The sequence below is a fragment of the Cohnella sp. 56 genome (genome assembly GCF_037963805.1).
Classification (GTDB): domain Bacteria; phylum Bacillota; class Bacilli; order Paenibacillales; family Paenibacillaceae; genus Cohnella.
This window is the reverse complement of sequence record NZ_JAZDQE010000010.1, coordinates 144229-170615: the sequence shown is the minus strand read 5'-3', so window position 1 is coordinate 170615 and position 26387 is coordinate 144229. Positions and strand designations below refer to the sequence as shown.

General features: G+C 62.1%; 14 protein-coding genes and 1 pseudogene. 5 read left to right on the top strand and 10 right to left on the bottom strand.

Annotated features, from left to right (window positions below; translation table 11 throughout):
• Position 1: 1 nt before the first annotated feature.
• The 4 genes and pseudogenes from VQ071_RS18040 to VQ071_RS18025 all read right to left on the bottom strand — a co-directional run.
• The gene (locus VQ071_RS18040; RefSeq protein ID WP_340515506.1) at positions 2-364 is read right to left on the bottom strand and encodes a nitrite reductase (NAD(P)H) small subunit; all 363 of its coding nucleotides are present in this window, start codon (positions 362-364) and stop codon (positions 2-4) included.
• A 14-nt stretch (positions 365-378) separates the two neighbouring features.
• Positions 379-2826, bottom strand: coding sequence for a nitrite reductase large subunit NirB (gene nirB / locus VQ071_RS18035; RefSeq protein ID WP_340515505.1), 2448 nt, complete (start codon positions 2824-2826; stop codon positions 379-381).
• Positions 2827-2953: 127 nt separating this feature from the next.
• The gene (locus tag VQ071_RS18030) at positions 2954-5179 is read right to left on the bottom strand and encodes a right-handed parallel beta-helix repeat-containing protein (RefSeq protein WP_340515504.1); all 2226 of its coding nucleotides are present in this window, start codon (positions 5177-5179) and stop codon (positions 2954-2956) included.
• Between the two features lie 117 nt (positions 5180-5296).
• Positions 5297-8647 (bottom strand): annotated as a pseudogene (locus tag VQ071_RS18025) (fibronectin type III domain-containing protein); the annotation flags it as partial.
• A 437-nt stretch (positions 8648-9084) separates the two neighbouring features.
• On the opposite strand from VQ071_RS18025, the gene VQ071_RS18020 reads away from it, so the two are divergent.
• From VQ071_RS18020 to VQ071_RS18000, 5 genes are all read left to right on the top strand, one after another.
• Positions 9085-11439: a helix-turn-helix domain-containing protein gene (locus VQ071_RS18020; RefSeq protein WP_340515502.1), complete on the top strand. Its 2355-nt coding sequence runs from the start codon at positions 9085-9087 to the stop codon at positions 11437-11439.
• Positions 11440-11509: 70 nt separating this feature from the next.
• Positions 11510-12496, top strand: coding sequence for a hypothetical protein (locus VQ071_RS18015; protein ID WP_340515501.1), 987 nt, complete (start codon positions 11510-11512; stop codon positions 12494-12496).
• Between the two features lie 116 nt (positions 12497-12612).
• On the top strand, positions 12613-13605 hold the full coding sequence (locus VQ071_RS18010; protein WP_340515500.1) for an ABC transporter permease: 993 nt from the start codon (positions 12613-12615) through the stop codon (positions 13603-13605).
• 17 nt (positions 13606-13622) lie between these two features.
• The gene (locus VQ071_RS18005; protein WP_340515499.1) at positions 13623-14501 is read left to right on the top strand and encodes a carbohydrate ABC transporter permease; all 879 of its coding nucleotides are present in this window, start codon (positions 13623-13625) and stop codon (positions 14499-14501) included.
• A gap of 123 nt (positions 14502-14624) precedes the next feature.
• Entirely contained in the window at positions 14625-16193 is a 1569-nt protein-coding gene (locus VQ071_RS18000; RefSeq protein WP_340515497.1) for an ABC transporter substrate-binding protein, read from the top strand.
• 259 nt (positions 16194-16452) lie between these two features.
• On the opposite strand, the gene VQ071_RS17995 is transcribed toward VQ071_RS18000, so the two are convergent.
• The 6 genes from VQ071_RS17995 to crcB (VQ071_RS17970) form a co-directional block, all read right to left on the bottom strand.
• Positions 16453-17136, bottom strand: coding sequence for a DNA-binding response regulator (locus VQ071_RS17995; RefSeq protein WP_340515496.1), 684 nt, complete (start codon positions 17134-17136; stop codon positions 16453-16455).
• Between the two features lie 482 nt (positions 17137-17618).
• A complete protein-coding gene (locus tag VQ071_RS17990) occupies positions 17619-19973 on the bottom strand; it encodes an AraC family transcriptional regulator (RefSeq protein ID WP_340515592.1) in 2355 nt (784 codons plus the stop codon).
• 221 nt (positions 19974-20194) lie between these two features.
• Positions 20195-22261, bottom strand: coding sequence for a beta-galactosidase (locus VQ071_RS17985; RefSeq protein ID WP_340515495.1), 2067 nt, complete (start codon positions 22259-22261; stop codon positions 20195-20197).
• 15 nt (positions 22262-22276) lie between these two features.
• Entirely contained in the window at positions 22277-24805 is a 2529-nt protein-coding gene (locus VQ071_RS17980; protein WP_340515494.1) for a hypothetical protein, read from the bottom strand.
• A 143-nt stretch (positions 24806-24948) separates the two neighbouring features.
• On the bottom strand, positions 24949-25311 hold the full coding sequence (gene crcB, locus VQ071_RS17975) for a fluoride efflux transporter CrcB (protein ID WP_340515493.1): 363 nt from the start codon (positions 25309-25311) through the stop codon (positions 24949-24951).
• Positions 25308-25715: a fluoride efflux transporter CrcB gene (gene crcB / locus VQ071_RS17970; RefSeq protein ID WP_340515492.1), complete on the bottom strand. Its 408-nt coding sequence runs from the start codon at positions 25713-25715 to the stop codon at positions 25308-25310. The genes crcB (VQ071_RS17975) and crcB (VQ071_RS17970) overlap by 4 nt, the downstream gene beginning before the upstream one ends.
• Positions 25716-26387 lie beyond the last annotated feature (672 nt).

Sequence of the window (26387 nt, the reverse complement as noted above, 5' to 3'; positions counted from 1 at the left end):
TCTACGCTTCCGTCTGCGGCCGCGCTTCCGGTACCGGGCCCAGGTAGACTTCGTCGTCTACTATCCGGACCGGGTAGACGGCGACCTGCCCGCGGTCCGGCGCCCGCACGGCGCCGTCCGCGAGGCCGATGCGCCAGTCGCAGATCGGATCGTACAGGACGTCGCCCGATACGATGCCGTCCACGATTGTGCCGCCGCGCGGTCCGGGGCTGCGATTCGCGAGCGCATGAATCGCGCCCTCCGACGTCTTGAATACGGCGATCTCGGCCGCGCCGATATGGACAAGTCTGCCCATACGCTCCGGAAAGTCGCCGACAGCGCCGATCCGATAGTAGCCGCTTGCTTCCAGTTCGCTCTTCGTCATGTTGGCTGCGCCTCCTACTCGGTCTGTCCGCCGACCGGCACTTTAATTTCCCCGAACAGCCGATCCCGCAGATTCGGATTGTCGAGAATCTCCTGCCACGGCTCTCTCACGCGCTCGAGCGCGGCTTCCATCCGGTCCGCCAGCGCCTTGCGGCCCGCCGCATCCTCGACGATAACCGCCTTGACATGTTCCAGGCCGACGCGCTCGATCCAATCGGAGGTACGCTCCAGATACTTGCCCGTCTCCCGGTAATACTGCGTGAAGGCCGAGACGATCTCGATCAGCTCCTCGTCGGTCCGCACCTTGCACAGCAGCTCGGCCAGCCGGGCCTTGATGCCGCCGTTGCCGCCGACATAAATCTCCCAGGCCCCCTCGTTGCCTACGATGCCGATATCCTTGGTGGACGACTCGGCGCAGTTGCGCGGACAGCCGTTGACCGCCATCTTGAACTTGGCGGGCATGTCGAGCCGCTCGTACTTTTTCTCGAGCACGATGCCCATGCCCATCGAATCCTTCGTGCCGAACCGGCAGAACTGCGAGCCGACGCAGGTCTTCACCGTCCGCAGCGCCTTGGCGTACGCATAGCCCGACGGCATGCCCAGGTCCGACCAGATGGCGGGCAGATCCTCCCGCTTCACGCCGAGCAGGTCGAGCCGCTGTCCGCCCGTCACCTTGACGAGCTTGACGTTGTACTTGACCGCGACGTCCGCGATCAGCCGCAGATCCTCCGGCGTCGTGACGCCGCCGTACATGCGCGGCACGACGCCGAACGTGCCGTCCTTCTGGATGTTGCCGTGCATCCGCTCGTTGACGAACCGCGAATCCTTCTCGTCCTCGTGCTCCTGCGGCCAGATCATGCCGAGGTAATAGTTGAGCGCCGGTCTGCACTTGGAGCAGCCTTCCTTGTTGTTCCAATCGAGCGCATAGCGCACTTCCTTGGAAGTGATGAGCCCCTTCTCCTTGATCGCGGCCACGACCTCGTCCCGGCTGAGCGTCGTGCAGTCGCAGATGCCCTGCTTCTTGGCCGCCGCCGAGTCGTACTTGTCGCCGAGCGTCAGCTTCAGAATCTGCTCGACGACCGGCTTGCAGCCGCCGCAGGAGCGCGTCGCCCCCGTCGCCATCTTGATCTCGTCGACCGTCGTGAGGTCGCGCTCGCGGATGACGTCCACGATCATCTTCTTGGTGACGCCGTTGCAGCCACAGACGATCTCCTCGTCGGCCAGCTCCGCCGCGCCGCCTCCCGGCTGGGCGACTGCCGTCCCCATGATGGTCGCATGGATGTCGTCGGTCATGACGGTGCCCGTCCGAATCCACTGCTGCAGCCGCGCCGACTGGCTGCTGTCGCCGATGAGCACGCCGCCGGCGACCTTGCCGCCGCGAATCAGCACCTTCTTGTAGATGCGGCGCCATTCGTCGTGCATGCGCACGACGGTCAGATCCGGCGCATCCATGAATTCGCCGGCGGAGAACACCTCGACGCCCGAGATCTTCAGCTGTGTCGATACGACCGAGCCTGCGTACGGGACGGTGTCCACCCCGCACAGATGCTTCGCCAGCACGGCGCCCTGCTCGAACAGCGGCGCGACCAGACCGTAGCATACGCCCCGGTGCTCGTTGCACTCGCCGACCGCGTACACATCCTCGGCGGACGTGCGCAGCAGGTCGTCGACGACGATGCCGCGGTTCACCTCGAGTCCGCTGCTCCTCGCCAGCTCGACGTTCGGCTTGATGCCGACCGCCATGACGACGAATTCGGCATCGAGCGTTGTGCCGTCGCTGAACCGCAGTCCGCTCACGCGCGTCTCGCCGAGGAATTCCTCCGTCTTTTTGCCCATCGCGAACTTGAGGCCCTGCAGTTCAAGCTCCTGCCGCAGCAGCAGCGCGGCCGTATGGTCGAGCTGGCGCTCCATGAGGTCCTCCATCAGATGCACGACCGTGACGTCCATGCCCAGCTTCAGCAGCCCCTTGGCCGCTTCGAGGCCGAGCAGTCCGCCGCCGATGACCGCAGCCTTGCGGTATTGGCCCGCCGCCCGCAGCATCGTCTCGCAGTCGGCGATGTCGCGGAAGCCGACGATGCCCTGCTTGTCCACACCCGCCACAGGCAGCATAAACGGCTTGGAGCCGGTCGCGATGATGAGCTTGTCGTACGGCGCCGCGGCGCCGTCGGATGTCGTCACCGTCTTCGCCGCCGTATCGATGTACGCGACCGTCGTGCCCGTATGCAGCTCGATCCCGTTTGCCGCATACCATTCCCGGCTGTTCAGGATGATCTCGTCGATCGATTTACTCTTCTCGAGCACATATGATAACTGGATTCGATTGTAATTCGGATAAGGTTCGCTGCCGAACACCGTGATGTCGTAGGCGCCCGGCGACAGCTTCAGAATCTGCTCGACTGTGTTGATGCCCGCCATTCCGTTGCCGACGACGACGAGTCGGAGACGCTTGTTCTCGTGCTGCATGGCATAACTTCCCTTCGGTATAGAGTAGGCCGTCCCCCCGATCCGATCTGTCGATCCTCGTCGGGGCTCCGGCCGTCATCCTGTTACTATTCTATACCCCGAGGGCATGGCCGCGATGTGATATCCGTCATAGACGAACTCCGATCTGTCTGCCGCTCGCACGACGCCGCGGTCCGATCCGCGACCAGTCGATGTCCTGCCAGCCGAGCGCGTAGGCTGGCGATTCGGGAGCGAGCCGGTAGCCGCCCTCCTCGCCAGCCGCGAACAGCGGGTCGGCGACGAGCGAGTTCGCTTCGAAGCGGCCTTCGGACGTCGTCAGCCAAGTGTCCCAATCGTAGTCGAAGCCCCATGCGGGATTGACGCCGACGGCTGCCGCCGGGGCCGGCAGCTCGCCGGACACCATGCGCGGCGCCCCGCCGCGCCAGTACAGATTGCGGTCCGCCCGCGCGAGCCGCTCCGGGCTCCAGTTGACGAAGCAGTACATGCGGCCCGAGTTCGACACGATGTTGCGCTCGACGACGATGTCCCGGTTCGCCTCGCCGACCATCTCCTGCGTGCCGATCGCGTTCACCGCGTCCGGGCTGTCGACGATGAGGTTATTCGCGATCACGTTGCCGATGCCCTTGGAAAATATCGCCATCCACAGCTTGCCGGTGTTCGCGCTGTACAGATGATCCAGCACGTTGTGCGTAACCGTAAAGCCGTCCGAAGCGTCGTCGAGATAAATGCCGAAGCCGAACGAAAATCGGATGCCGCTGTGGTGCAGCCTGTTGCCGTGTATCCGATTGCCGAGGCCCACGCCCCACGACTCGATCATGCCGCCGTCCTGGCTGTCGGTCATGACGTCCGAGATGTCGTTGTACCGGATCAGATTGTCCCGCGCGAACAAAAAGTCGTAGTGATTGTCCCAGGTGACCGCAATGCCCCACAACGAAGCCGGCATCGTGCCCTGGCGCACGCCCTTCATCGAGATGCCGTATCTGGGCATATGGGCGATGCGGTTGTGGGCGATGTCGCAGCCGCCGCACTGATAGAGCTGGATGCCCGCGCCGTGGCCGACCAATTCGCCGCCGTTCACGATCTCGTTGTCCGCGATCAGATGCCCCTTGTTCAGATCGGCGTCGGAAGGCAGCGCGAAGCTGCCCTCTCCCGGCGCGTAGCCTACGGCGTAAATGCCGTGTTGGCCGACGTGGCCGATGAAGTTGTGCGTTAGCTTGACGTTCAGGGCGCAGCGGTCGAGGAACACGCCGGAGGAGCCGGACAGGAGGAGCCGGCAGCCGTCGATCTCCACGCCGTCGGCGTCGCGGATGTAGACCAGCCCGTGGCGCTGATCGTCGGGCTCGGTGTTGGCGGCCTCCTCGTCCGAGACGATCCGGTAATCGTCGTAAAAGTCGGTGCAGGCGAGTTCCAGTCCGCGGACGGCGATGCCGGAGACGGGACGGTCCTCGCCGTCCCCGACGATCTCGACCAGGCGGTGCAGCAGCGGCGCGACGATGCGCTGCTCAAGCGGTGTCCCCGACACCGGCCGATAGTAAAGCATGCCGGCGGCCTCGTCGACATGGAACTGGCCCGGCGCCCGCAAAAAAGCGAGCGCGCCCTGTAAATAATAGCGGGAGCCGCCGCCGATGCCCCAGGTGGCCGGACGAGCGAAGGCGATTCGCCGGGTCGCCGGGTCGATGCCGCGGACGGGGATCGTCTCGGAAAACCAGTTCCACTCGCCCTCGCCCGGCCATACGAATGCCTGCAGGGCCGCGCTCTCCCGGGCGGCGGCCTCGAACGCCGCCGCGTCGTCCGCCGGGATATCCCCGGCGACGATGCCGTCCCGCTGGCCGCCCGGCTCGGCGGCGGCCGTCTCGTAATAGCCGGCGGCCGGCAGCCGCGCCTTGGCGATGCGGACGCCGTCCGCGTACAGTGTGCGCGGTCGAACGCCCGCGGGCAGCGGCGCCCGCCAGATGCCGTCCCGCCACGGCTCCCAGCCGGCGATCGCGACGCCGCCGCTCAGGACGGGCAGCGGCGCGCCGGCGTCGCCCGCTGTGCCGCCGCTGTACGCGACGGTGCAGCGCCCGCCGCCCGTGTCCGCGCTGCCGAGGCGCAGCGGCTCCGGCAGCGCGTACAGCCCTGCGCCGATGCGGACCTCGATCCGCCCTGCGTAGCCGTCTGCGGCCAGCCCGCGGGCGGCGGCCTGCGCGGCGTGTATCGTACGGTACGGACGCGCCGCGCTGCCGTCCGCCGCGTCGCCCGTGCCGCCTGCAGCGACGTGGATTTGCTTGACGTCGCCGCCCTCACACCCGACATATTCCCGTACCATGCTGTCGCTCCCGCCGTCCGCGGGTTCCTTTTTCCAATCGTCCATCTCGGTCCTCTCCTCCCAGGCATATGCCGTCATGCCCCTTCACCGCCACGAGGCAGCCGACAGGCGGCCCGTCATGCTCCGCTTGCCGGCTGCCTCCGTCAGATCAGGCAGATTCGATTATTGCAGCGGCGCGAGATAAGCGCCGTCGATGACGACGAACGAGTTGGCGCCCGGCGTCTTCCAGCCGACCGCGACATGATCGCCGCCGCCCTCTTCCTTGTGCAGTACTTCCACGTAGTAGCGCTGGCCGGCCGTCAGCGTGATGGAGCCGGACTGCTGCGTGGAGGCGTTGCGCGCCCACTCTTCTTCATTGGTCCAATCGACGACTTCGCCGATCTTGACCTTGTTGCCTTCGGTGCTGTCCGTGCTGAGGTACAGCACGCTGTTGTTGTCGCCGGCGATGGCGAACTGGTACGTGCCGGTCACCGTCGGGACGATGTAGCCGCGAATCCGGTCGCCGTAGTTGTCGCCCCAGTTCGTCGGCCCCTTGAAGCTGGTCAGCACGGCCGTGCCGGTCGGCGTCGTCGTCAGCGGGATGCTGGCGACGGTCGGACCGCTGATGCCGGTCCAGTACTCGCGGATGATCGTGCCGGTCGGCGTCGTGCCGCCGGAAGCGTTGGTCGTCACAGGCAGCGCGCTGCTGGCCGCCGACAGATTGCCGGCCGCGTCCTTGGCCTTGACCGTGAAGCTGTACGTCGTGCTGGCCGCGAGGCCCGTCACCGTGTACGTCGTCGCGCCGGTCGTGCTGCCGGCGAGCGTGCTGCCGTTATAAATGTTGTAGCCCGTCACGCCGACGTTGTCCGTCGAGGCCGTCCACGACAGGCTGACGCTGTTCGCCGTCTTGGACGGAGACGTCAGGCCGGTCGGCGTCGTCGGCGCCTGCGTATCTCCGGCAGGCGCGCTGGTCGTCACCGACAGCGTGCTGCTGGCAGCCGACAGATTGCCGGCGGCATCCTTCGCCTTGACGGTGAAGGTGTAGGCCGTGCTGGCCGCGAGGCCCGTCACGGTGTAGGTCGTGGCGCCGGTCGTGCTGCCTGCGAGCGTGCTGCCGTTGTAAATGTTGTAGCCGGTCACGCCGACGTTGTCCGTCGAGGCCGTCCACGACAGGCTGACGCTGCTGGACGTCTTGGACGGAGACGTCAGGCCGGTCGGCGCCGTCGGCGCCTGCGTATCGGTGCCGCTGCCGCCGCTCGCCATGTTGACGTCGCAGGTCTTGTAGTAGCCGGGCGCCGGGTCGACGCCGAAGCCGTTGTTCGAGCACATGACGGTGCTCGTGTACGTGCCGTAAGCGTAGCTGCCGTTCGCGCCGTAGCGCACTTCCTTCGTGCCCGTGAAGTTGCACGGATTGTTCTCGCCCGCGCAGTTCACCCAGTTCGCGAGCGGGTTCGTCGTGACCGTGATCGCATTGCTCGCGGCCGAGATGTTGTTGGAGGCGTCCTTCGCCTTGACCGTGAGCGTGTACGCCGTGCTCGGGCTGAGTCCCGTCAGCGTGATCGATACTGCGCCGGTCGTGGAGCCGATCTGGGTGGAGCCGTTGTACACCATGTAGCCGGTCACGCCCATGTTGTCGGTGGAAGCGGTCCAGGTCAGCGTGATGCTCGTGTCGGTCTTCGCCGTCGACGTCAGGCCGGTCGGCGCCGTCGGCGCCTGCGTGTCGCCCGCGTCGGTCGTGACGGACAGCGTGTTGCTGGCGGCGGAGACGTTGCCGGCCGCGTCTCTCGCCTTGACGGCGAACGTATACGTCGTGCTCGGCGTGAGCCCGGTCACGTTGTACGTCGTCGCGCCGGTCGTGGAGCCGAGCAGCGAGCCGTTCCGGTAGACGTCGTAGCCGATGACGCCGACGTTATCCGTGGACGCGGTCCAGGACAGGTTGACCGTCACATTGGACTTGGACGATGCCGTCAGGCTCGTCGGTGCGCTGGGGGCCGTCGTGTCGGGCGGTCCCGAGTAGACGTTGATCGTCTGCTCCTTGATATTGGCGCGTCCCGTGTTGTCCCAGACGACGAGGGATACGCGGTAGTTGCCGGCCTTCTGATACGTGTAGGTCGGGCTGACGGTCGTGACCGGCACGCCTTCGCCGAAGTCCCACAGGTTCTCGGCGATCGAGCCGTTGTCGGACGACGTGTTGGTGAACGTGACCGGCTGTCCGAGCTGCACGCTCGTCGGCGCGGTGAAGTTCGCGGTCGGCTTGGCGTCGCCCGAGAAGCCGCGGCTCGTCAGCTGGGTGTTGGTGCCGTTGCCGGTGACGGTGTTGTTCGACCATTCGAGATCCGACGCAGACGACGGGTACTGGTCGATGGACGGGCCGCCGTTGTTCGTGATGATGTTGTTGACGAAGCTGATGCGGTCCGTGCCCGAAGCCGTCGTGATCTCGATCGCTTTGCGGCCGTTGTTCGTGATCGTGTTGCTGTCGAAGGTGATGTTTTTCGAGTTGCCGTGGATGCGGACGGCATTGCCGTCGTAGCCGGGATAGGCGGCTGCGGGGTTGCCGATCGGGCCGTCCTTGATCGTATTTTTATAGAAGTATTGGAACTGCTCCGTCTCTCCCGTGCCTTCACCCTGCAGCTGCATGCCCCACATCACGATATTTTTGATCGTATTGTAGTTCCACAGCTGGTAGCCGGTGCCCGGCGATTGCTGCATGCCGACCTGCTGGCCGCCGTCGACCAGGTTGTCGGACGTCACGGAATGGTTGGACATGATCTCGAGCCCGATGCCCTTGACCGTGTTGTCGGTCGTATGCACCGTGTTGCGCCGGATCGCGTTGTATTCGGAGCGGACGACGGACAGCCAGTGATCGACCTGATTGTCCTCCACAATCGAGTGGTTGACATTCGTATGCAGCTCGATGCCGAGTCCTTCGTTGAAAATACCCGAGCCGGTGATGACGTTGTTGCGGATGACCGCGCCGTCGACGCCGTCGTTGACGAAGATGCCGCCGCGTCCGGTGTTCGCGATCGTGTTGCCTTCGATGACCGGCGCATTGGAGCCCCAGCCGACCCGCATCGCCGCGCCCCACATCGAGCCGGTGCCCATGTTCGAGAAGTCGTTGTTTTTGATCGTCACGTTCGGAGACGCCGACATCAGGATGCCGAACGGCGCGAAGCCGGACGTTTTGGCCAGATTTTTGATGCGGTTGTCGTGAATGTTGTGTCCGCTGCCCGGCTCGCTCCAGATGCCCGCATCGAGCGTCGTGCTGTTGTTGGCATCCAGCGTGAGCGCGCCGATCTCGACGTTGTTCGTATTGTTCAGCGAGACCATGGCGCCGGTCCCGGTGCCGTTGTACTTGAGAATCGTCGTGTCCCGGCCCTGGCCGAGCAGCTTGATGCCGGTCTTGCCCTGGAGGCTGCCTGACAGGTAGTACGTGCCCGATGGAACATAGACCGTGTCCCCGCTCGCCGCCGCGTTGATCGCGTTCTGGATGGCCGTCAGGTCGTCGGCGCTGTCTCCGCCGTTCGCACCGTAAGCGGTTACATTAATCGTGGCGGCAAATGCCGCCGGGGCCGGAACGACAGAGGCCAGCAGCGTCAGCGCGCACAGGGCGCCTGTCGCCTTGCGCTTCCATCCCGCGAACACGCCGTTGTTCGTTGGCATCGTAAAAATCCCTCTTTTCTCATCGTTTGGTATGATTCTGCTCGCTCCGTATCGCATGCCTGCGCTGCAGGCTTTATGTTCGGCGGCGACGCGCTCACCTCCTTCGTAACAACATCGTGCCACGGATCGCGCGTCCGATAAACTATACAAAGTAAGAAAAACAAGCTTCGCGGGCTATGAAAATCGTCAAAAGCTCCGGTTCCTCCGGATGGAGAACTCGCAAATGATTTGAAGAAACCGGTTGCAATCCGGTTCGATTCCATTTAAAAATAGAGAAATCAGTAACTTGCAGCGGAAAGGAGCAGGATGCCATGAGAGGGATCGGGTTCTACAAGTCCCGGCGATACTTCCAGCGCGTACTATTCTCGATCATGATCGCCATGGCGCTCATCCTGACCGGCTTGTCCGTCGTCAACTCCTACGTGCTCGAGCGATCCGTGCGCAGCGTGCAGGAGGATTCCAATCTGAAGGTGCTGACGCAGATTCAATACAATCTGTCGTATATGAACGAGATCATCGTGCGGCTGTCCACCTTCGCATACGGCGACAACTATCTGATCCCGCTCATGTATTCGGAGCCGCTCCCCCAGATGGACTATATTCGCGGGTACAACGAGATGGCGAAGCTGATGGAGAGCTCCTCTTTCCTGCATTCGATGGCGGTCTACAATGCGAGCAGCGGGGAGCTGTACGGCTCGTCGAGCGAATTCCTCGTGGACGGGGGCATCACCAAACGCCGGATGCTCGACTGGCTGCTCCGGTCGCCGGCGCCGCTCCCGACTTCGCGGCTCATCCCGGTCAGTCTGAGCGGCGACGAGGCCGGAGCCGTCGATGCGTTCGCCTTCGTCGTGACCGATGTGCTGAAGCCGTACGCCGGCACGGAGTCGGCGCTGATTCTGTACATCAAGCCGGACTGGGTGTTCGACAGCCTGCGCAGGATGAACGGAGCGGGCAGCGCCGGCCAGGGCGCGATCTATATCCGGACGCCGGACGGCCGCTTGCTGTCGGACGGGCAGTCGGCGGACGTCTACGCGCCGGACCCGGCGGCCGTGACGGCGCTGGTCGGCGGCAGAGGCAGAGGTTCAGGTTCAGGCTCTGGCGATGCGGCGGCTGCTGCGGCCTCGGGCTTCGTGGTTGGCGACGCCGGTGCGGGGAAAAGCATCGTTACTTATATGAAGGGCATCGGGGACTGGACAATTGTGTATATTCAGCCCTACGCCCCGCTTATGAAGGAAGTGACGGCGACGCGCGAGAAGGCGCTGCTCGTCACGGTCGCTTTTCTGCTGGTCGCGGCGGCCGTGTCGTTCTGGCTGTCCTTCAAGCTGTACGGCCCGATCGACGCGATGCTGCGCCGCATCCGGCCCCATCTTAAGGGCGAGGCGGGCGACGGCGCCGCGAACGAGCTCGATCTCATGGGCGACAATGTGATGCGGCTGTCCGAGCAGCTGCGGGAGATCAGCTCCGAGCAGATCGTACGCAAGCACTATGTGCGCACATTCCTGACGGACGGCGGCAGCATCCCCGAGGCGGATATGGCGCAGCTGATCGAGCGGCACGGGCTTCATATCGCAGATGTTGGCCCGTACTTCGTATGCGTACTGCGCATTGACCGGTACGCGGACTATGAGCGCGCCACGTCCTCGTCCGTCAGGCGGCTGCATGCCTTCGCCATCCTCAATATCGCCCAGGAGCATATGGCCGGGACGTACCGATGCGAGGCCGTCGACATGCAGGACGGTCATGCGGTGCTGCTGCTGTCCGGAGGCGAGGCGGGCGCAGGCGCAGCCGATACGGCCCGTCCGATCGTGGCGGACATTCAGGCAACGCTCGAGCGGTACTACGGGCTGTCGCTCACATGCGGCATCGGCGATCCCGTCTCCAGGCTGAGCCAGCTGTCCGCCGCCTACCGCCAGTCGTACCAGCTGAGCCTGTATATGTTCGCCAAAGGCTACCGGTCGATCATCGCGCCGGCGGACATACGCGGCCATCTGTCCGGCGGCCGGCGGACACTGCCTTCGGATATCGAGCGCAGATTGACGGAGGCGCTGAAAAAAGGACAGCCGACGAACGCGGGCGCCGAGCTGGAAAAAGCGTTCGCGCTGCTGTCCGAATTCCAGTACGACGACATGAAGCGGGCCGTATCCGATCTCGCCTGGGCCATCAAAAATACGGCGGCCGACATGATCAACAACAGACTCGCGTCGCTCCCCGTCGATCCCGAGCAGATCCCGCGAATTACCGAGGGCGACCGGAGTCTCGATGACATCTATCTGTCGTTCCTGTCCGTATGCGCGCAAATCTGCGAGGCGCAGCGCGCGCCCGGCGCGGAGCGCTACGAATGGATCGTCGGCACGGTCAAGGCGCTCATCGAGCAGAAGTTCCAGGACCCGAACCTCAGCCAGCAGTCGATCGCTTCAAGCGTCAAGCTGACATCGGCCTATGTCGGCAAACTGTTCAAGGACCAATGCGGCACGACGGTGACCGACTACATCAACGAGGTCCGCCTGTCCCACGCACGTCAGCTGCTGCTGCAGACCGACGGTACGATCGCGGAGATCATGGACCAATGCGGCTACTCGAACCAAAGCTACTTTTTCCGGTTGTTCAAAGGCAAGTTCGGCAGCACGCCGAAGGAATACCGGATCAAGCGGTCGATATCCTCCTGAACGAGGGGGATACGTCATAGAGCGGGCGGGGAAGCGGGACGGCGCGGCCACCGGGACGGCGGATAGCGATGTGGCACATTCTTATTCGGCGGTGCTGCGGCTCGATCGGCAAAATAAAGATGTGGCACATTCTTATTCGGCGGGACTGCGGCTCATCCGGCGAAATAAAGATGTGCCACATTCTTATTCGGCGGTGCTGCGGCTCGATCGGCGAAATAAAGATGTGCCACATTCTTATTTGGCGCAGCTGCGGCTCATCCGGCGAAATAAAGATGTGCCACATTCTTATTTGGCGCAGCTGCGGCTCATCCGGCGAAATAAAGATGTGGCACATTCTTATTCGGCGGAGCTGCGGCTCGATCGGCGAAATAAAGATGTGGCACATTCTTATTCGGCGGAGCTGCGGCTCGATCGGCGAAATAAAGATGTGGCACATTCTTATTCGGCGGAGCTGCGGCTCATCCGGCGGAATAAAGATGCGGCACATTCTTATTCGGCGGTGCTGCGACTCATCCGGCGGAATAAAGATGTGCCACATTCTTATTTGGCGGTGCTGCCGCTCATTCGGCGAAATAAAGATGTGGCACATTCTTATTCGGCGGTGCTGCGGCTCGATCGGCGAAATAAAGATGTGCCACATTCTTATTCGGCGGAGCTGCGGCTCTATCGGCGAAATAAAGATGTGCCACATTCTTATTTGGCGCAGCTGCGGCTCATCCGGCGAAATAAAGATGTGGCACATTCTTATTTGGCGCAGCTGCGGCGCATCCGGCGAAATAAAGATGTGCCACATTCTTATTCGGCGCAGCTGCGGCTCATCCGGCGAAATAAAGATGTGGCACATTCTTATTTGGCGGAGCTGCGGCTCGATCGGCGAAATAAAGATGTGGCACATTCTTATTCGGCGCAGCTGCGGCACATCCGGCGAAATAAAGATGTGGCACATTCTTATTCGCCCCCGCCACTTTGCAAGAACGAAGCCGAGGATAGCTCGCTTCGTTCTTTTTGCGTTTTTCTCGCCGCCGCAGCTCGCGATTCCGCTCCTTTTTCCCAATAAGCATATGAATTCGCAATTAATACACCTGCCGCGGACAGTTATTCGAACATCGAATCGTATATTCGGCCGGCCGCTCATGGCATGATGGGGTCATATCCAAGATGGAGGTGAATCCCATGGCCAAGACAGAACCGGTCAAGCTGAGCGCCGCGGACTCCCCCGTCCCTGGCAAGACGCAGGCGAAGACCGGCGGCTGGCTCCGCAACGAGCTTCGGCTGTTCCGCAAAAATCAGGAGCTCGTCGTACTCGCGCTGCCCGGCATCCTATTCAAGCTTGTCATCGCGTATCTGCCAATGATCGGACTGATTCTCGCGTTTAAAAACTTCAGGTACGACCAGGGTATATTCGGCAGCGCGTGGGTCGGGTTCCGCAACTTCGAGTTTTTGTTCAAGGCGCAGGACGCGTACCGGATTATCCGCAACACGCTTCTCTACAACTTCGCTTACATCATCACGGGCACGATCGCCGCGCTTATCCTCGCTCTCCTGCTCAACGAGCTGTCGGGGCGGCTGATGAAGATTTATCAGACCGTGATGTTTCTTCCTTTCTTCCTGTCGATGGTGCTCGTCGGCTATATCGGCAATGCGTTCCTCGACTTCGAGAACGGCTTCGCGAACAAGGTGCTCGCATTCCTCGGGCTGCCCACGCACAACTGGTATCTGGAGACGGGGCCCTGGATTTATATTCTGCCGCTGATCGCGCTGTGGAAAGGCGTCGGCTTCTCGACGCTCGTCTACTATGCCGGCATGACGGGGATCAGCACCGAATACTACGAGGCCGCCAAGCTCGACGGCGCCACTCGCATTCAGATGATGACCCGGATCACGCTGCCGCTGCTCAAGCCGCTCGTCATCATTTTGTTTATTCTCGGACTCGGCAACATTTTCCGCGGCGACTTCGGTCTGCACTACTTCATTCCGAACAATGTCGGGCCGAACTTCCCGACGACGGATATCATCGATACTTACGTATACCGCGCACTGACGAAGCTGGGCGACATCAACGCCGCCGCCGCCGTCGGTTTCCTCCAGTCGGTCGTCGGACTCGTCACCGTCGTGTCGGCCAACTACATCGTACGCCGGATCGATCGGGACAACGCGCTTTTCTAAACGGAGGTGATCCAGCCATGACTGCCAAATCGAACAACCTGTTCATCAACGTCTTCTTTATCGTCGTCTGTGTGCTTATCGTCGCCCCGTTCATCCTGGTCATCTCGATCTCGCTGTCGTCGGAGGACAGCTTGTACGAATTCGGCTACCAGTTCATCCCCAGGGTAGGGAGCGGAGAAGCCTACCGGATCGTGTTCGAGAAGCCGGATACGATTCTGCGCGGCTACGGCGTCACGATCATGATCACGGTCATCGGGACGGTTCTCTCGCTGCTGCTGACCGCGCTCATGGCCTACCCGATCTCGCGCAGGGATTTCCGGTACAACCGGCCGCTTACGTTTTACGTTTTTTTCACGATGCTGTTCAACGGGGGCCTCATCCCCTTCTACATTCTCATGACACAGTACCTGCATCTGAAAAACTCGCTGGCCGCCCTGATTATCCCGGCGCTGATGAGTCCGTTCAACATCATGATCATGAAGGGCTTCCTCGACAAGATCTCGCCCGAGATTATCGAGTCGGCCAAAATCGACGGGGCGCGCGAGTACCGCATCTTCTTCCGGATCATCCTCCCGCTCTCGACGCCGGCGCTCGCTACGCTGGGCCTGTTCATCGCCTTCGGCTACTGGAACGAATGGTACAACGCGCTGCTATTCATCGACAACGACAAGTACATTCCGCTGCAGCTGCTGCTCGTCCGCATTTTGTCGCAGGCCGAGTTCTTGGCGAATTCGCCGATGGCGCAAATATCCGACAAGCTCCAATTCGCCCAGTTCCCTACGCTGTCCGTGCGGATGGCGATGGCGATCGTCGCCAGCGGGCCGATGCTGATCGTTTTTCCTTTCTTCCAAAAATACTTCGTCAAAGGCATTACGGTCGGCTCGCTCAAAGGCTAGAGCCGGATTCACCATAAGGCTGCCGTCACCACTTGAAGGAGGTGATCGTCGTTAGGCGGCAGCAGGTCAGACAGGATCGCTTGGCGTATTAATAATAGGGTCATCATAATGGAGGGTTCCGAGATGAGAAAAGGAAAACGGATTCCGCAATACATGCTGCTGCTCTCGATGGCTGCGCTCGCAGCTTGCGGCGACAACAATAACAATACGGCCAGTCCCAGCGCCACAGACAGCGGCAGCGCCTCGGCGACGGCGAGTGCTTCCGGCTCCGCGTCCGCAAGCGCCGAGCCGACTTCGGCGGAGCTGCCGGAGGCGAAGCTCACCTTCATCTACCCCGTCGCCGCCAATCCCGGCCCCGACCAGAAGCTCGTCAACGACGAGATCAACAAGTACCTGAAGGATAAAATCAACGCGACCGTCGACTTGAAACCGCTGACATTCGACGAGTACGAGCCGAAGCTGAACGCCATGCTGGCGGCCGGCGAAAACTTCGACATCGCCTGGAGCTCCAAAGGCTGGCTCGGCAACTACCAGCCTTATATCGACAAGGGCGCTTATCTCGAGCTGCCCGACGACATGATCGCGAAGTACGCGCCGGATGCGCGCGCCAACATCCCCGACAAGTTCTGGCCGGACATGAAGGCCGCGGACGGCAAGGTGTACGGCTTCCCGATCTACCAGATCGCCGCCAAGCAGAAGAGTCTGATCATCCAAAAACGGTTTATCGACAAGTACAATCTCGACGTCAGCACGATCCACTCGTACAAGGACATCGAGCCGTTTCTGAAGACGCTCAAGGAAAACGAGAAGGGCATCGTCCCGCTCGGTCTCGCCCAGAACTCCAACGGCCTGTTCGTCGACCCGAACGCCGTAGCGCCGGACGGTGCCAGCGTCGGGTACAAAAAGGACGATTCGTCCTACGCCATGATCGGCATGATCGACTCGCTCGAAGTCAAAAAAGACTTTTACCAAACGTTGCATAGCTGGTACCAGGCCGGCTACATCAACAAGGACGCGCCCGTACTTCAGAATATCAACGACCTGAAGGGCAAAGGCAATGTCGCCGTATCGATCGAATTCACGTCCAAGCCGGGCGGAGAGATCGGCGAGAAGGCGATCAACGGCGGCAACGATGTCGTCTACGTGCCGATCTCGGACAGCTACTTCACCGGCATCGCGAGCGCCATGCATGTCATCAACAAAAACTCCAAAAATCCCGAGCGCGCGCTCATGCTGATCAACCTGCTCAACACCGACAAGTATTTGTATAACCTCATCTGCAACGGCATCGAAGGCAAGCACTACACGAAGACCGACGACAAGTTCATCGCACCGATCGAAGGCTCCGGCTATGCGCCCAACGGCGACTGGGTATTCGGCAACCAGTTCAACGCCTACCTGAAGCCGGGCATGGACCCCGACACCTGGGAAAAGACGATCCAGCTTAACGACAGCGCCATCGTGCCGGCCAGCAACGGATTTTCCTTCAACGAAGAAAAGGTCAAAGCAGAGGGCGCGAACATCAATGCCGTCAAAAACGAATACTTGACCGCGCTCGAGACCGGCGCCGTCGATCCGGGCAAGATGCTCCCCGAGTTCGAGAACAAGCTCAAAGCCTCCGGCCTCGAGAAGTACGAAGCCGATGTCGCCGGGCAATGGGACGCATTCCTGAAGGGCAAAGGCTTGAGGTAACGCCGATAGGCGAAGCAGGGGCGACCGCCGGGAGGCGGTCGCTTTGTTGCGTTAGACCCATCGCCTCTCGTAGGGAAGGCGATGGCTCCATTCGCATCGCTCCGAGCCCCATCGCCTCTCCTAGGGAAGGCGATGGCTCCATACGCATCGCTCCGAGCCCCATCGCCTCTCCTAGGGAAGGCGATGGCTCCATACGCATCGCTCCGAGCCCCATCGCCTCTCCTAGGGAAGGCGATGGCTGAAGCTCAATTCGTTTTGATTAGTTTATTTTTTGTGACTTCGGCATGACCATATAGCTCATAATTTTCCCCTGTGCTGAGCGGTTGGCTTTCAAGTAACCTTTCATTTCGAGCGACTTCAGGCTGATTGTCGTATGTTTAAAGCTGATCTTTAAAGTGCCTATGACGTCTACTGGCTTGATCAGGCTCGTTTGTCTCCCAATCCAATGGAGAATCGCCCGCTCATACAGTGTCAATGACTCTACTTCTTTCCCTGCACCGTATCCCCACGCAGAAAGTGCCGCAAGCAACGTTTGCTGACATCTTTTGGGCTTTTCCAACAAATCGTCTCTTGAAAACCGGAGCATATGCCAGCCATCCATTAACAAGTGATTCTGTCTCTCCAAATTATCGCCGAACCTGAAGCGGCTCACATCGCGAAGATGCGTTCCGAAAGCATCAGCTTCTAGAACTAATCCGACATGTAGGCCAAAGGGCATATAGGCAAAGTCGACAAATCGCCTCCCATCTTTAAAATCAGATACTTCCCACTCGGGATGAAGATGATCGAAGTTACCGATGGCGGGCCACCACATATTCTTGAGTAATAAACGTTCGTTGTAATGGTCCATGTCCTGTAATCTCCGTTTCCTCTCTCCGGTGCTCTGGCGCATTACACGAAACATCCATTCATCATAAGCTTTCTCAAACAACACATCCGACATCTCCGTAACCTCCCGGAAAATAAAATAGGCCGCTCATCCGAATCTTCGGAGTGAACGACCTGTGCTTCAGGCAGTTATTATATTAAAATCATAACATGCAAATAAAAACCATGGCAAGTTTTACTGGCATTTTAACCAGCGCCCGGTTCTACAAACCTGCGCCCACCGCCTCTCCTAGTGCAGGCGATGGCGCTCCACGCATACGAGCGAGGCCCATCGCCTCTCCTAGTGCAGGCGATGGCGCTCCGCGTGCCCGAGCGAGGCCCATCGCCTCTCCTAGTGCAGGCGATGGCGATCCACGCATACGGGCGAGGCCCATCGCCTCACCTAGTGCAGGCGATGGCGATCCACGCATACGAGCGAGGCCCATCGCCTCTCCTAGTGCAGGCGATGGCGCTCCACGCATACGGGCGTAGCCGATCGCCTCTCCTAGTGCAGGCGATGGCGATCCACGCCTCAAGCCATCGCCTCACCAGCCCCCCCTACTCCAGCACCTTCTTCAGCCGATACTCCTTCGGCGTGACGCCAAACGTCTTTTTGAACAGCTTGAAGAAGGTGCTCTCGTTCACGTAACCGACCAGCTCCATCACTTCCTTGATGCTGAAGCCCTTCGTCTCCAGATACGCCTGCGCGTGCCGCAGCCGCACCTCGTTCATGTATTCGCCGACCGACACGAATTCGCTCGTCTTGAAGATGCGGCCGACGTAGGCCGGCGTCAGGTGCAGCATCGCGGCGATCCCCTGGAGGCTCAGATTGCTGTCCTTGTAGTTCGCCTCGATCATCTCCTTGATCGCGTCGGTCAGCGCGGCGTTCTTGTCCCCGTCTGCCCGGCTCAGCTTGTCATGCACCTCGCGGCAGACGCCGAGGATGAGCTCGCGAACATCCTCCATCGTCTCCTTCTCCAGCGCCTCCCGGCTGAGCGAGCCGAGATCGACGGGCAGCGACACGATGCGGTTGCGGTTCAGATCGCGCACAGCCGACTTCAGCAGGTCGACCAGATGCAGAATGCCGTGCACGATATGGTCGTACTGGCAACCGGTCAGCCGGTCCAGCATCAGCTCGACCGCCCGCTCCGACTCCTCCGGGTGATTCGCGCGGATGCTCTCGACCAGCTTCTTTTCCGCTTCCGCAGGGAATTCGTACTCCGCCTCCCGGGCACGCTCATCGACCGCTTCGGGCGTGATGATCGCACGATGGCCGAGCAGCAGCTTGTACTGCGACAGCCGGATCGCCTCGCCGTACCGCTCGGTAATGCCGACATGGCTGTCGCAGCTGCCGCTGACCGTCATAGACAGCGACAGCTTGTAGTAGCTGCCGACGACCTCCTGGATGCCGCGCAGCAGCTGCGTCAGCGCCTCCGTATCGGCGCTCGTGCCCGCCGCCGGGCTGACGAGCATCGCCACATGATCGCCGCGCATATCCGCGATCTCGCAGCGGTACGGACCCGGCTCCATCAGCTCCTCCGCGATATTGGCGATGGCAAAAGAATACAGCGAACGCTGCCCCGACGTCGTCCCGCGGACATAATCGGCGTACCCGTCCACCTTGATTACGACGAGCCTGTACGGGCCGTTCGGGTCGATCTGCAGGTCGTTCAAGGCGATATTGTCCTCAAACTCGGCGCGGGACAACGACGGACTGTTGGCTACGAGCGTGCGCAGATGATAATTTTTGACGATCCGCTTCTGCTTGTCCTGCTCGCTCGACGCCCAATGCAGCTTCTGCAGCATCGAGCTGTATACGTTCGCGACCGCCGACAGCTCGTCGCCGACGCGCGGCCCGCCTTCGCCCGCCGACCCTTCCCCGGGCTTCAGGCCGATCTGGCTGATCAGCCGCTCGATCGGCCGGTACAGCTTGTGCGCGATCAGAAACGACAGCGCCACGCCCAGCAGCAGCACAACGATGATAACCGCGATCGAAGTCGCGCGCATCTCCCGGATGCCGCCGAGCACGACCTCGTAAGGCTGCACGCTGACGATCATCCAGTCCGAATCCCGCAGCTTCATGTACGTGACGAGCTGCTTGCCGTCCTCTCCCAGCTTGCCGGTGAACGACCCGAACGTCTCGGCTGCCCCCGTACCCGCGTGACTGACCAGCGCCTCGCCGAGCCGTCCCGCATCCGCCGGGATCGCGCCGCCGCCGCCCGACATGATCACATTCCCGCCAGCGTCCAACAGGAACAGGCCCGACCGCGCCGGATCGTCGAATACGTTGACCGACTGCAGGTTGTCATACAGCCATTCCGGCTTGATATTCACGACCAGCGCGCTCTCGCGGCCGCTGTTAACCGCTCCGAAGTTCTGATAGACGACCAGCGAGAAAAAATCGACCTGACCCGCCTGGCCGCTGAAGTTCATCGGGATCAGCTTCATGCGCGGCAGCTTCTCCTCGCGCTTGAGCAGCGTTGCGAGCCGGTCCGCCATCCCGGCTTCGGGCTTGTTCGCGCCGAGCTGGCCGACCGGGTACAACTGGTCGTCGAAGCCATTGTAGACGACGATCGAATGCAGGAATGACGAGGACAAATAAGCCTGCTTCAGCGAGTTCATGGAACGGATCACCGTCATCTCGTCGTAGCTCGGCAGCGTGAACAGCGGCATAATATTCGGGTCCAGGTACAGCGTCAACGCCAGATTGTTCAGCACCTCCGTCATGTACGAGACGTTGTACTGAATCTGGTTCATCACCTTGCGGCTCGAATCCTGCTGCATGCGGACAGAGCTGCGTTCGGCGTTGTATTGAAGCGCCAGCGAGGCGAAGATCAGCACGGCCATCATCAGCACGCTTACCGACAACAGCATCCGCGTCAAATATTTTTTGGACTTGTACGCTTGCAGCATCTTCACGCGCGATCCCCCCGGCGGACTTTTTTGGTGACAATGTGCCGTCGTCATTCAGCATCTCACAACGATGCCCGGCGCTCTACTGTACAATGTTCGAAATGCTGTTCTGACGCGGAACATGGGCTATAATGACGGATCTGACGGGTGAAAAACAAAAATCGCCCCGGTCGCCGCAAGGCGATCGGGGCTGTCGGTCCGCAAAGCAACGAGGACAAACGTCACTGTGGAGCAGGTTCGAGAATGCGAACACCGAACGCCGGCATGACGGTCCGTCCGGACAATCGCTCGCCGGTCAGCACATCGACGCAGTCGCGGACGAGCTCAATGTCGACTTCGCGGTCGGCGTAATTGAGCAGGTAAGCCCACCGGCCGCCGGCTGCGTCCTCCCGGATGCCGAACTCGACCTCGCGCGGCAGCCTGGCCCAATCCGCGGCCGGAGAAGGCAGGTCCAGCAGGTCGAGGATCGCCTCGGCCGCCCCCTCGGAGAAGGACGCGCCGTAGTACCAGACCTCGCCCGCTCCGAGCTTGCGGCGGGTCAGCGCAGGGCTGCCGGCATACCAGCCGGAGGCGTACGCGGCTATGATCTCGGTCCCGCTGTCCTGCACCGACAGCGTCTCGTTGAACAGCGGCGCCTTGAACATGCGGCCCGAGCCGTCCGCGAGCGCGACGTTGGCCGGCTCCCGGTCGCCCGCGATCAGCGTGAAGTCGTCGACGTGAACGCCGCACAGCGCAGCCGCCACGCCGGGAAACGGCATCATGCGGCAGCGCCCGGTCTCGTCCTTGTAGCCGGTGCGCGCGCCGAGGACCAGGATGCCGCCTTGGCGGACGTAAGCCTCCAGCATCTGGGCCGTCCGCTCCGACATAATCGTCGGATGCGGATAGACGGCCAGACGGTAGCCGGACAGCTCGTCCGCCGTCGCATCGCCGCGCAGCTTGATCTTGTCCGCAGGCATGTGACGATATTGGAGCCGCTTGAACCAGGCGCTCATACTCGGCCCGCGCAGGACGCCGTGCATCGTATCGAGCCGGCCGTCCCACTCGTTGTCGTAGTCCTCGAGCAGCGCGACGTCCGCCCGGTAGGTGCGGCCGACGAGCCGTTCTCCGACCCGCCTCAGCTCCTCCCCGACCGCCGCCGCCTCTCGGAGCCTTCTATTCGGACCGTTGTGGTAGTCGTTCAGACCGTGCCAGTAAATCTCCGTGCCGAACGTCGCCGTCCGCCAGCGGAAGTACAGCACCATATCCGCGCCGTGCAGGATCGACTGGTACGTCCACAGCCGCATCTGCCCCGGATAGGGCGCAGGCAATTGGATGCGGTTGGTCCAGCCGCCGGGTCCGGCCTGCTGCTCCATGACGCAGAAGTTCGGGGAGATGTCCCGCACGCCGCACAGATTGAGGCTCCACCAGCGGTCGCGCATCGGCTCCGGCTCGCTGGCGTCGCCGAACATCGTGTAGAACAGCGGGTACGAGTCGTAGGAAAAGAAGTCGAGCGTCTCGTCGGTCAGCCGGTGGCTGTCCAGATTGCCGAACAGTCCGTTCGTCGTCACCCAATGACGGGGCGCGACCTCGCGCAGGATGTCCGCTTGCAGCTTCGCGAACGAGATCGCGCTGTCCGATATGAACCGCTTCTCGTCGAGCGCCTGATGCGGATTGGGAGAGCCGGCCGCGGTCTTGCGCGTGAGATGGACTTGCTCCCATGCGGTGTACGTCTGGTTCCAGAACACGGCGCCCCATGCCCGGTTAAGCGCGTCCAGTGTGCCGTACTTGTCCCGGCACCATGCGCGGAAGGCGTCGTGGTCCGCGTCGGCGTAAAAGACGTCCGTCTCGCAGTTAAGCTCGTTGTCGATCTGCCAGCCGACGACGGCGGGATGATCCTTGTAATGCTCGGCCAGCTGCCGCACGATGCGGGCGCAGTATTCGCGGTAGACGGTGGAATTGTACGTATAGTGACGGCGCATGCCATGATGATAGGTCAGGCCGTCCTGCGTTTTGTTGAGCACCTCGGGATGTGCGTGCGTGAGCCAGGCCGGCGGCGTCGCGGTCGGCGTGCTCATGATGACCCGGAGGCCATGCGCATGCGCCAGGTCGAGCGCGCGGTCGAACAGGCCGAACTCGAACCGTCCGTCCTCGGGTTCGAAGATCGTCCAGGCGAACTCGGCGACCCGGATGATATCCATGCCCATCTCTTTCATGCGCCGATAGTCGTCTTCCCACAGCCGCTCGTCCCACTGCTCGGGATAATAACAGACGCCGAGCGTGAAGGCGTCCGACACCAGTTTGCGTTCCATTGCGCTTCTCCTCCTCTACGATAAAGCCACGATACGCGTCTCGCCCGGCCCGATGCGGATGCGCGGCCAGGACGGCGATGCGCAGACGCCGAGCGGCTGTGCCGCCTCGGGGGCGTGCTCCGCCAGCAGCTTCACGGTCGCAGGCCAAGCGGTCGGATTGGTGATGCGCAGCGCCTTCCCGCCGTCCGCAGCCGTCTCCAGCACGCACTTCACATGGTCCAGCTCGCAGATCAAGCCTGTGTCCGGCTGCGTATAAATGCCGGGCACCTCGGCGTATGTCAACATGTTCGACGTCTCGCACCAGCACGATAGCGGCAGCGCTTCGCCGACCAGCTCCGCGCCCTCCCAGTCGCTCATGTTCACCCGCTCGCTCATATAGCCCGCGGGCATGTCCTGGCCGTCCCAGCCCCGGATCGGCCTGTCGGCGCGGGACAAATACTGCGTCATATTGTGCGCCGTCTCCCGCAGCTGCATCAAATACCGGGGCTTGCCGGTCGCGCGGAACAGCTTGAGCAGCGCATCTCCCGACAGCGTGCAGATGCCGGGAGCGCTGTGCTTGTTCTGGACGTTGGCGATGACCGAGCCTGCGGTCCGCATGCCGAGCCGGCCGAACGTGGATGCGGCCGGAAATTCGAAGTCATAGGACACGCACCAGGATATGCACTGGTCGGCTGCCTCCTCTGCGCGCTCGATCCACGCACGGTCGCCCGTCGTTTCGTAGAGCGCGATGTAGGATTCCAGCAGTGCGAAGGCGGACTCGCTGTCCGGGCATTGCAGAATCTCGCCGGGACCGCCGGTCGTAATGCCGGCCAGCGTGAACCGGCGGTAATAGTCTTCGCCGGCCGCGCGCGCGACCTCTGTATAACGCGCCTCCCCGAACAGCCTCCCGCACAGCGCCAGTCCGCCGATCGCCATGGCGCCGCCGGCCGAGCCGCCGACCAGCAGCTCGCCCGTATCGTGGTCGACCCATTGCCCGAACTGCCCGTTGGTGTCCCACAGGCGCACGAACGCGTCGGCGAGCTTGCGCAGGCCCTGCAGCCAGGATACGTGGGGCGTGGGGCGTGGGTGGGGCGTGGGGCTTGGGCGGGGCGGTTCGGACGTCCGCCCCGGAGGTGCCGGTTGCGGCTGCGCCGCTTCGGGCGACGATTCCGGCTGCGCCGCTTCAAGGGCCTGCTCCGGTTGCGTCGCTCCGACCGTCTGCTCCGGTTGCGCCGCTCCGACCGCCTGCCCCGGTTGAGCCGCTCCGACCGCCTGCCCCGGTTGAGCCGCTCCGAGCGCCGACTCCGGCTGCGTCGCCTCCAGCGCCATCAGATGCTTCGCGGCGAAGTACAGCGCGTCCGCGCTTTTCCGCACGATATGCCAGCGCTCCGGCGCCTCCCGGTCCGGGTCGTCCCCGAACTCGTCGCCGTACCAGCGGCCCCGGTAGAATACGCCGGGGAAAAATCCCGCCGCCGTCTGCCCGCCGAATATAAAATCGAGCGTATGCAAAGCCCGCTGCCGGGACGCGCCCCCGCCCTCGAGCAGCAGCGCGTAGCTCGACATGCCGCCTCCGACCCAGCCGAGCTGCCAGTCCTGATGCTTCTCATCCACCGTGCCGACGGCATAGTAGCCGTACGGTTCGTTCCAGTTCATCGCATTGAACTTGGCCTCCTGAATATCCCAAGCCGCGGAGAACGGCACGGACGCGGTCAGCTCCGGCGGGCCGGACAACGATTGCCGCACGGCCGCGAACGCCTCGAACAGGCACGGCACGCCGCTGCAATCGAACAAGTACACGTGATATCGAAGCGTCAGGCGGTCGGCGTTGGCATAGTCCGCTCCCCGGTCCGGCGACGACGCGTCGGTCGTGCACATCTCGTACTTCGTACCGGCGCGCACGCCGGGCGCGCGGAAAGAAATGACCGCGCTGCCGCGATCTTCGGCCTCGCGAATATGAACGGACGTCTCGCCGAACCGGGTCCGCTGCTCCGTCAAAATGATGCAGCCGCGCCCCGCAGCGGGATCGTAATAACCGACCGCCGGCGTCGAGGCGTCGCCCGTCAGCAGTTGCAGCGACGAGGCGCCATCGCCTGTCGCGAGCCGCGGGACGTCCGTGATCAGCGCCGGGGCGTCCGGCCCCCGCTCCCGAATGCGCGTCCAGCAGGGCGCATAGCTGAGCTGACGCGCTTCGAACCGGTTGCCGCCGTACACCGCGCCCGGCACGAGCACATAGACGTTCCGCGACCAGGCCGCGATCTCGAAGCGGACCTCCGCGGCCGTCTGCCGCGAGGTGCCGCAGTGCAGCCAGTCGGTCTCGAGGGCAAGGCCGCCCCAAGGGCCGGGCAGTGCCGTCTCGCTGGTGCGGATGCGCCATTCGCCGCCTGCGCCGCTGTCGAGGATCGTGCCCGCAACCGCGTCCGTCGATCCCCTATACTCGGCGCGCGTCATGCCCGCTGGCGTGGAGCCGTTGAATCTCAGGGACGCGAACGCCAGGCGGATGCCCGCGCTGTCGAGCGCAGCCGCATGCCGGATTCGATCTTTGCCTGTTGACGACTGCTGCTCCATGATCTGCCCGCTCCCTTCCGTATACAATCGGAACGGAACCATTAAATCACGACGCCAGCAAAAGCAAAACTATGAATAGTACGCATAGCTATGCATAGCCGCAATATCGCCTTGGATTCGTCGTCTCTGCCATGCCGCCGCTTCTACATCCGCAGGCCGAGTTCGTAGCCGCACCAGGCGAGCGCGATGCCGAGGACATAGCTGCCCGCGACGTACAGCAGCAGGACACGCCAGGCTTTGTTTCGGATCAAATTGATATTTTCTACATTAAATGTGGAAAACGTCGTGTACGCGCCCATGAAGCCCGTGCCGAAAAGAAGCGAGACGACGCTGCCCCAATCTCCGCCCGCCAGCATGCCGAGCAGGAAAGAGCCCGACAGATTAATGAGCATCGTCGCCAGCGGCAGCGCCGTCCGGAATCTGGCCTTGCCCCACACACCGAACCCGTACCGTGCGCATGCGCCAAAAAAACCGCCGATCGCCACCCAGCCTACATGCCCGATCATCGGCCCGCCTCCACTCGCGTGCCTGTGACCGAACGCCGCTCGCCAAGTCTGAAGCCCGCCCATGCCAGCAGCAGACCGCCGATCAAGCTCGATGCCACATACAGCGCGGCCGAGCCGGCTCGTCCTTCCTGCAGCAGCGTCAGCGTCTCCACGCTGAACGTCGAGAACGTCGTGTACGCGCCGATCAGCCCCGTGCCGAAGCCCAGTCGCAGCCATTCAGGCAGCGCAGGCCGGCGGACCGCCCAAGCCGTGAACCAGCCGAGAATCAGACTGCCCGTCAAGTTGATCAACAGCGTGCCGAGCGGGAAAAACGAATGCCACCAGGAATGCGTCCAAAGCCCCGCCTCGTAGCGGAGCACAGCGCCTGCACTGCCCGTCAGGCCTACTGCCCACCAATATTTCATTTCCTACCTCCGCCGTCTTAATGAACAATTTCATCTTAGCCATCGCGGCGGCCTCTCGTCAATCGGGGGGCGAACGACAGGATGCGAACTTTCGTGCAAATAAGAATGCCGCACATCGCTATTCCGTGCCCAGGACCGCGTTTCGGGCAAATAAGAATGTCGCACATCGCTATTCCGTGCCCAGAACCGCGTTTCGTGCAAATAAGAATGTCGCACATCGCTATTACGTGCCCAGGACCGCGTTTCGAGCAAATAAGAATGTCGCACATCGCTATTACGTGCTCAGAACCGCGTTTCGTGCAAATGAGAATGTCGCACATCGCTATTACGTGCCCAGAACCGCGTTTCGTGCAAATAAGAATGTCGCACATCGCTATTACGTGCCCAGGACCGCGTTTCGAGCAAATAAGAATGTCGCACATCGCTATTACGTGCCCAGAACCGGGTTTCGTGCAAATAAGAATGTCGCACATCGCTATTACGTGCCCAGGACCGCGTTTCGAGCAAATAAGAATGTCGCACATCGCTATTACGTGCCCAGAACCGGGTTTCGAGCAAATAAGAATGTCGCACATCGCTATCCCGACCGCGAGACCGCTCTTCCAGCAAATAAGAATGCCAAAAAGGGAGCGTCAGCCGACGCCCCCCGAATCGAATCATTTCCTACTATAT

Coding starts and splice junctions, on each gene's coding strand:
- VQ071_RS18040 (WP_340515506.1), bottom strand. CDS start 364: ATGACGAAGAGCGAACTGGAAGCAAGCGGCTACTATCGGATCGGCGCT.
- nirB (WP_340515505.1), bottom strand. CDS start 2,826: ATGCAGCACGAGAACAAGCGTCTCCGACTCGTCGTCGTCGGCAACGGA.
- VQ071_RS18030 (WP_340515504.1), bottom strand. CDS start 5,179: ATGGACGATTGGAAAAAGGAACCCGCGGACGGCGGGAGCGACAGCATG.
- VQ071_RS18020 (WP_340515502.1), top strand. CDS start 9,085: ATGAGAGGGATCGGGTTCTACAAGTCCCGGCGATACTTCCAGCGCGTA.
- VQ071_RS18010 (WP_340515500.1), top strand. CDS start 12,613: ATGGCCAAGACAGAACCGGTCAAGCTGAGCGCCGCGGACTCCCCCGTC.
- VQ071_RS18005 (WP_340515499.1), top strand. CDS start 13,623: ATGACTGCCAAATCGAACAACCTGTTCATCAACGTCTTCTTTATCGTC.
- VQ071_RS18000 (WP_340515497.1), top strand. CDS start 14,625: ATGAGAAAAGGAAAACGGATTCCGCAATACATGCTGCTGCTCTCGATG.
- VQ071_RS17995 (WP_340515496.1), bottom strand. CDS start 17,136: ATGTCGGATGTGTTGTTTGAGAAAGCTTATGATGAATGGATGTTTCGT.
- VQ071_RS17990 (WP_340515592.1), bottom strand. CDS start 19,973: ATGCTGCAAGCGTACAAGTCCAAAAAATATTTGACGCGGATGCTGTTG.
- VQ071_RS17985 (WP_340515495.1), bottom strand. CDS start 22,261: ATGGAACGCAAACTGGTGTCGGACGCCTTCACGCTCGGCGTCTGTTAT.
- VQ071_RS17980 (WP_340515494.1), bottom strand. CDS start 24,805: ATGGAGCAGCAGTCGTCAACAGGCAAAGATCGAATCCGGCATGCGGCT.
- crcB (WP_340515493.1), bottom strand. CDS start 25,311: ATGATCGGGCATGTAGGCTGGGTGGCGATCGGCGGTTTTTTTGGCGCA.
- crcB (WP_340515492.1), bottom strand. CDS start 25,715: ATGAAATATTGGTGGGCAGTAGGCCTGACGGGCAGTGCAGGCGCTGTG.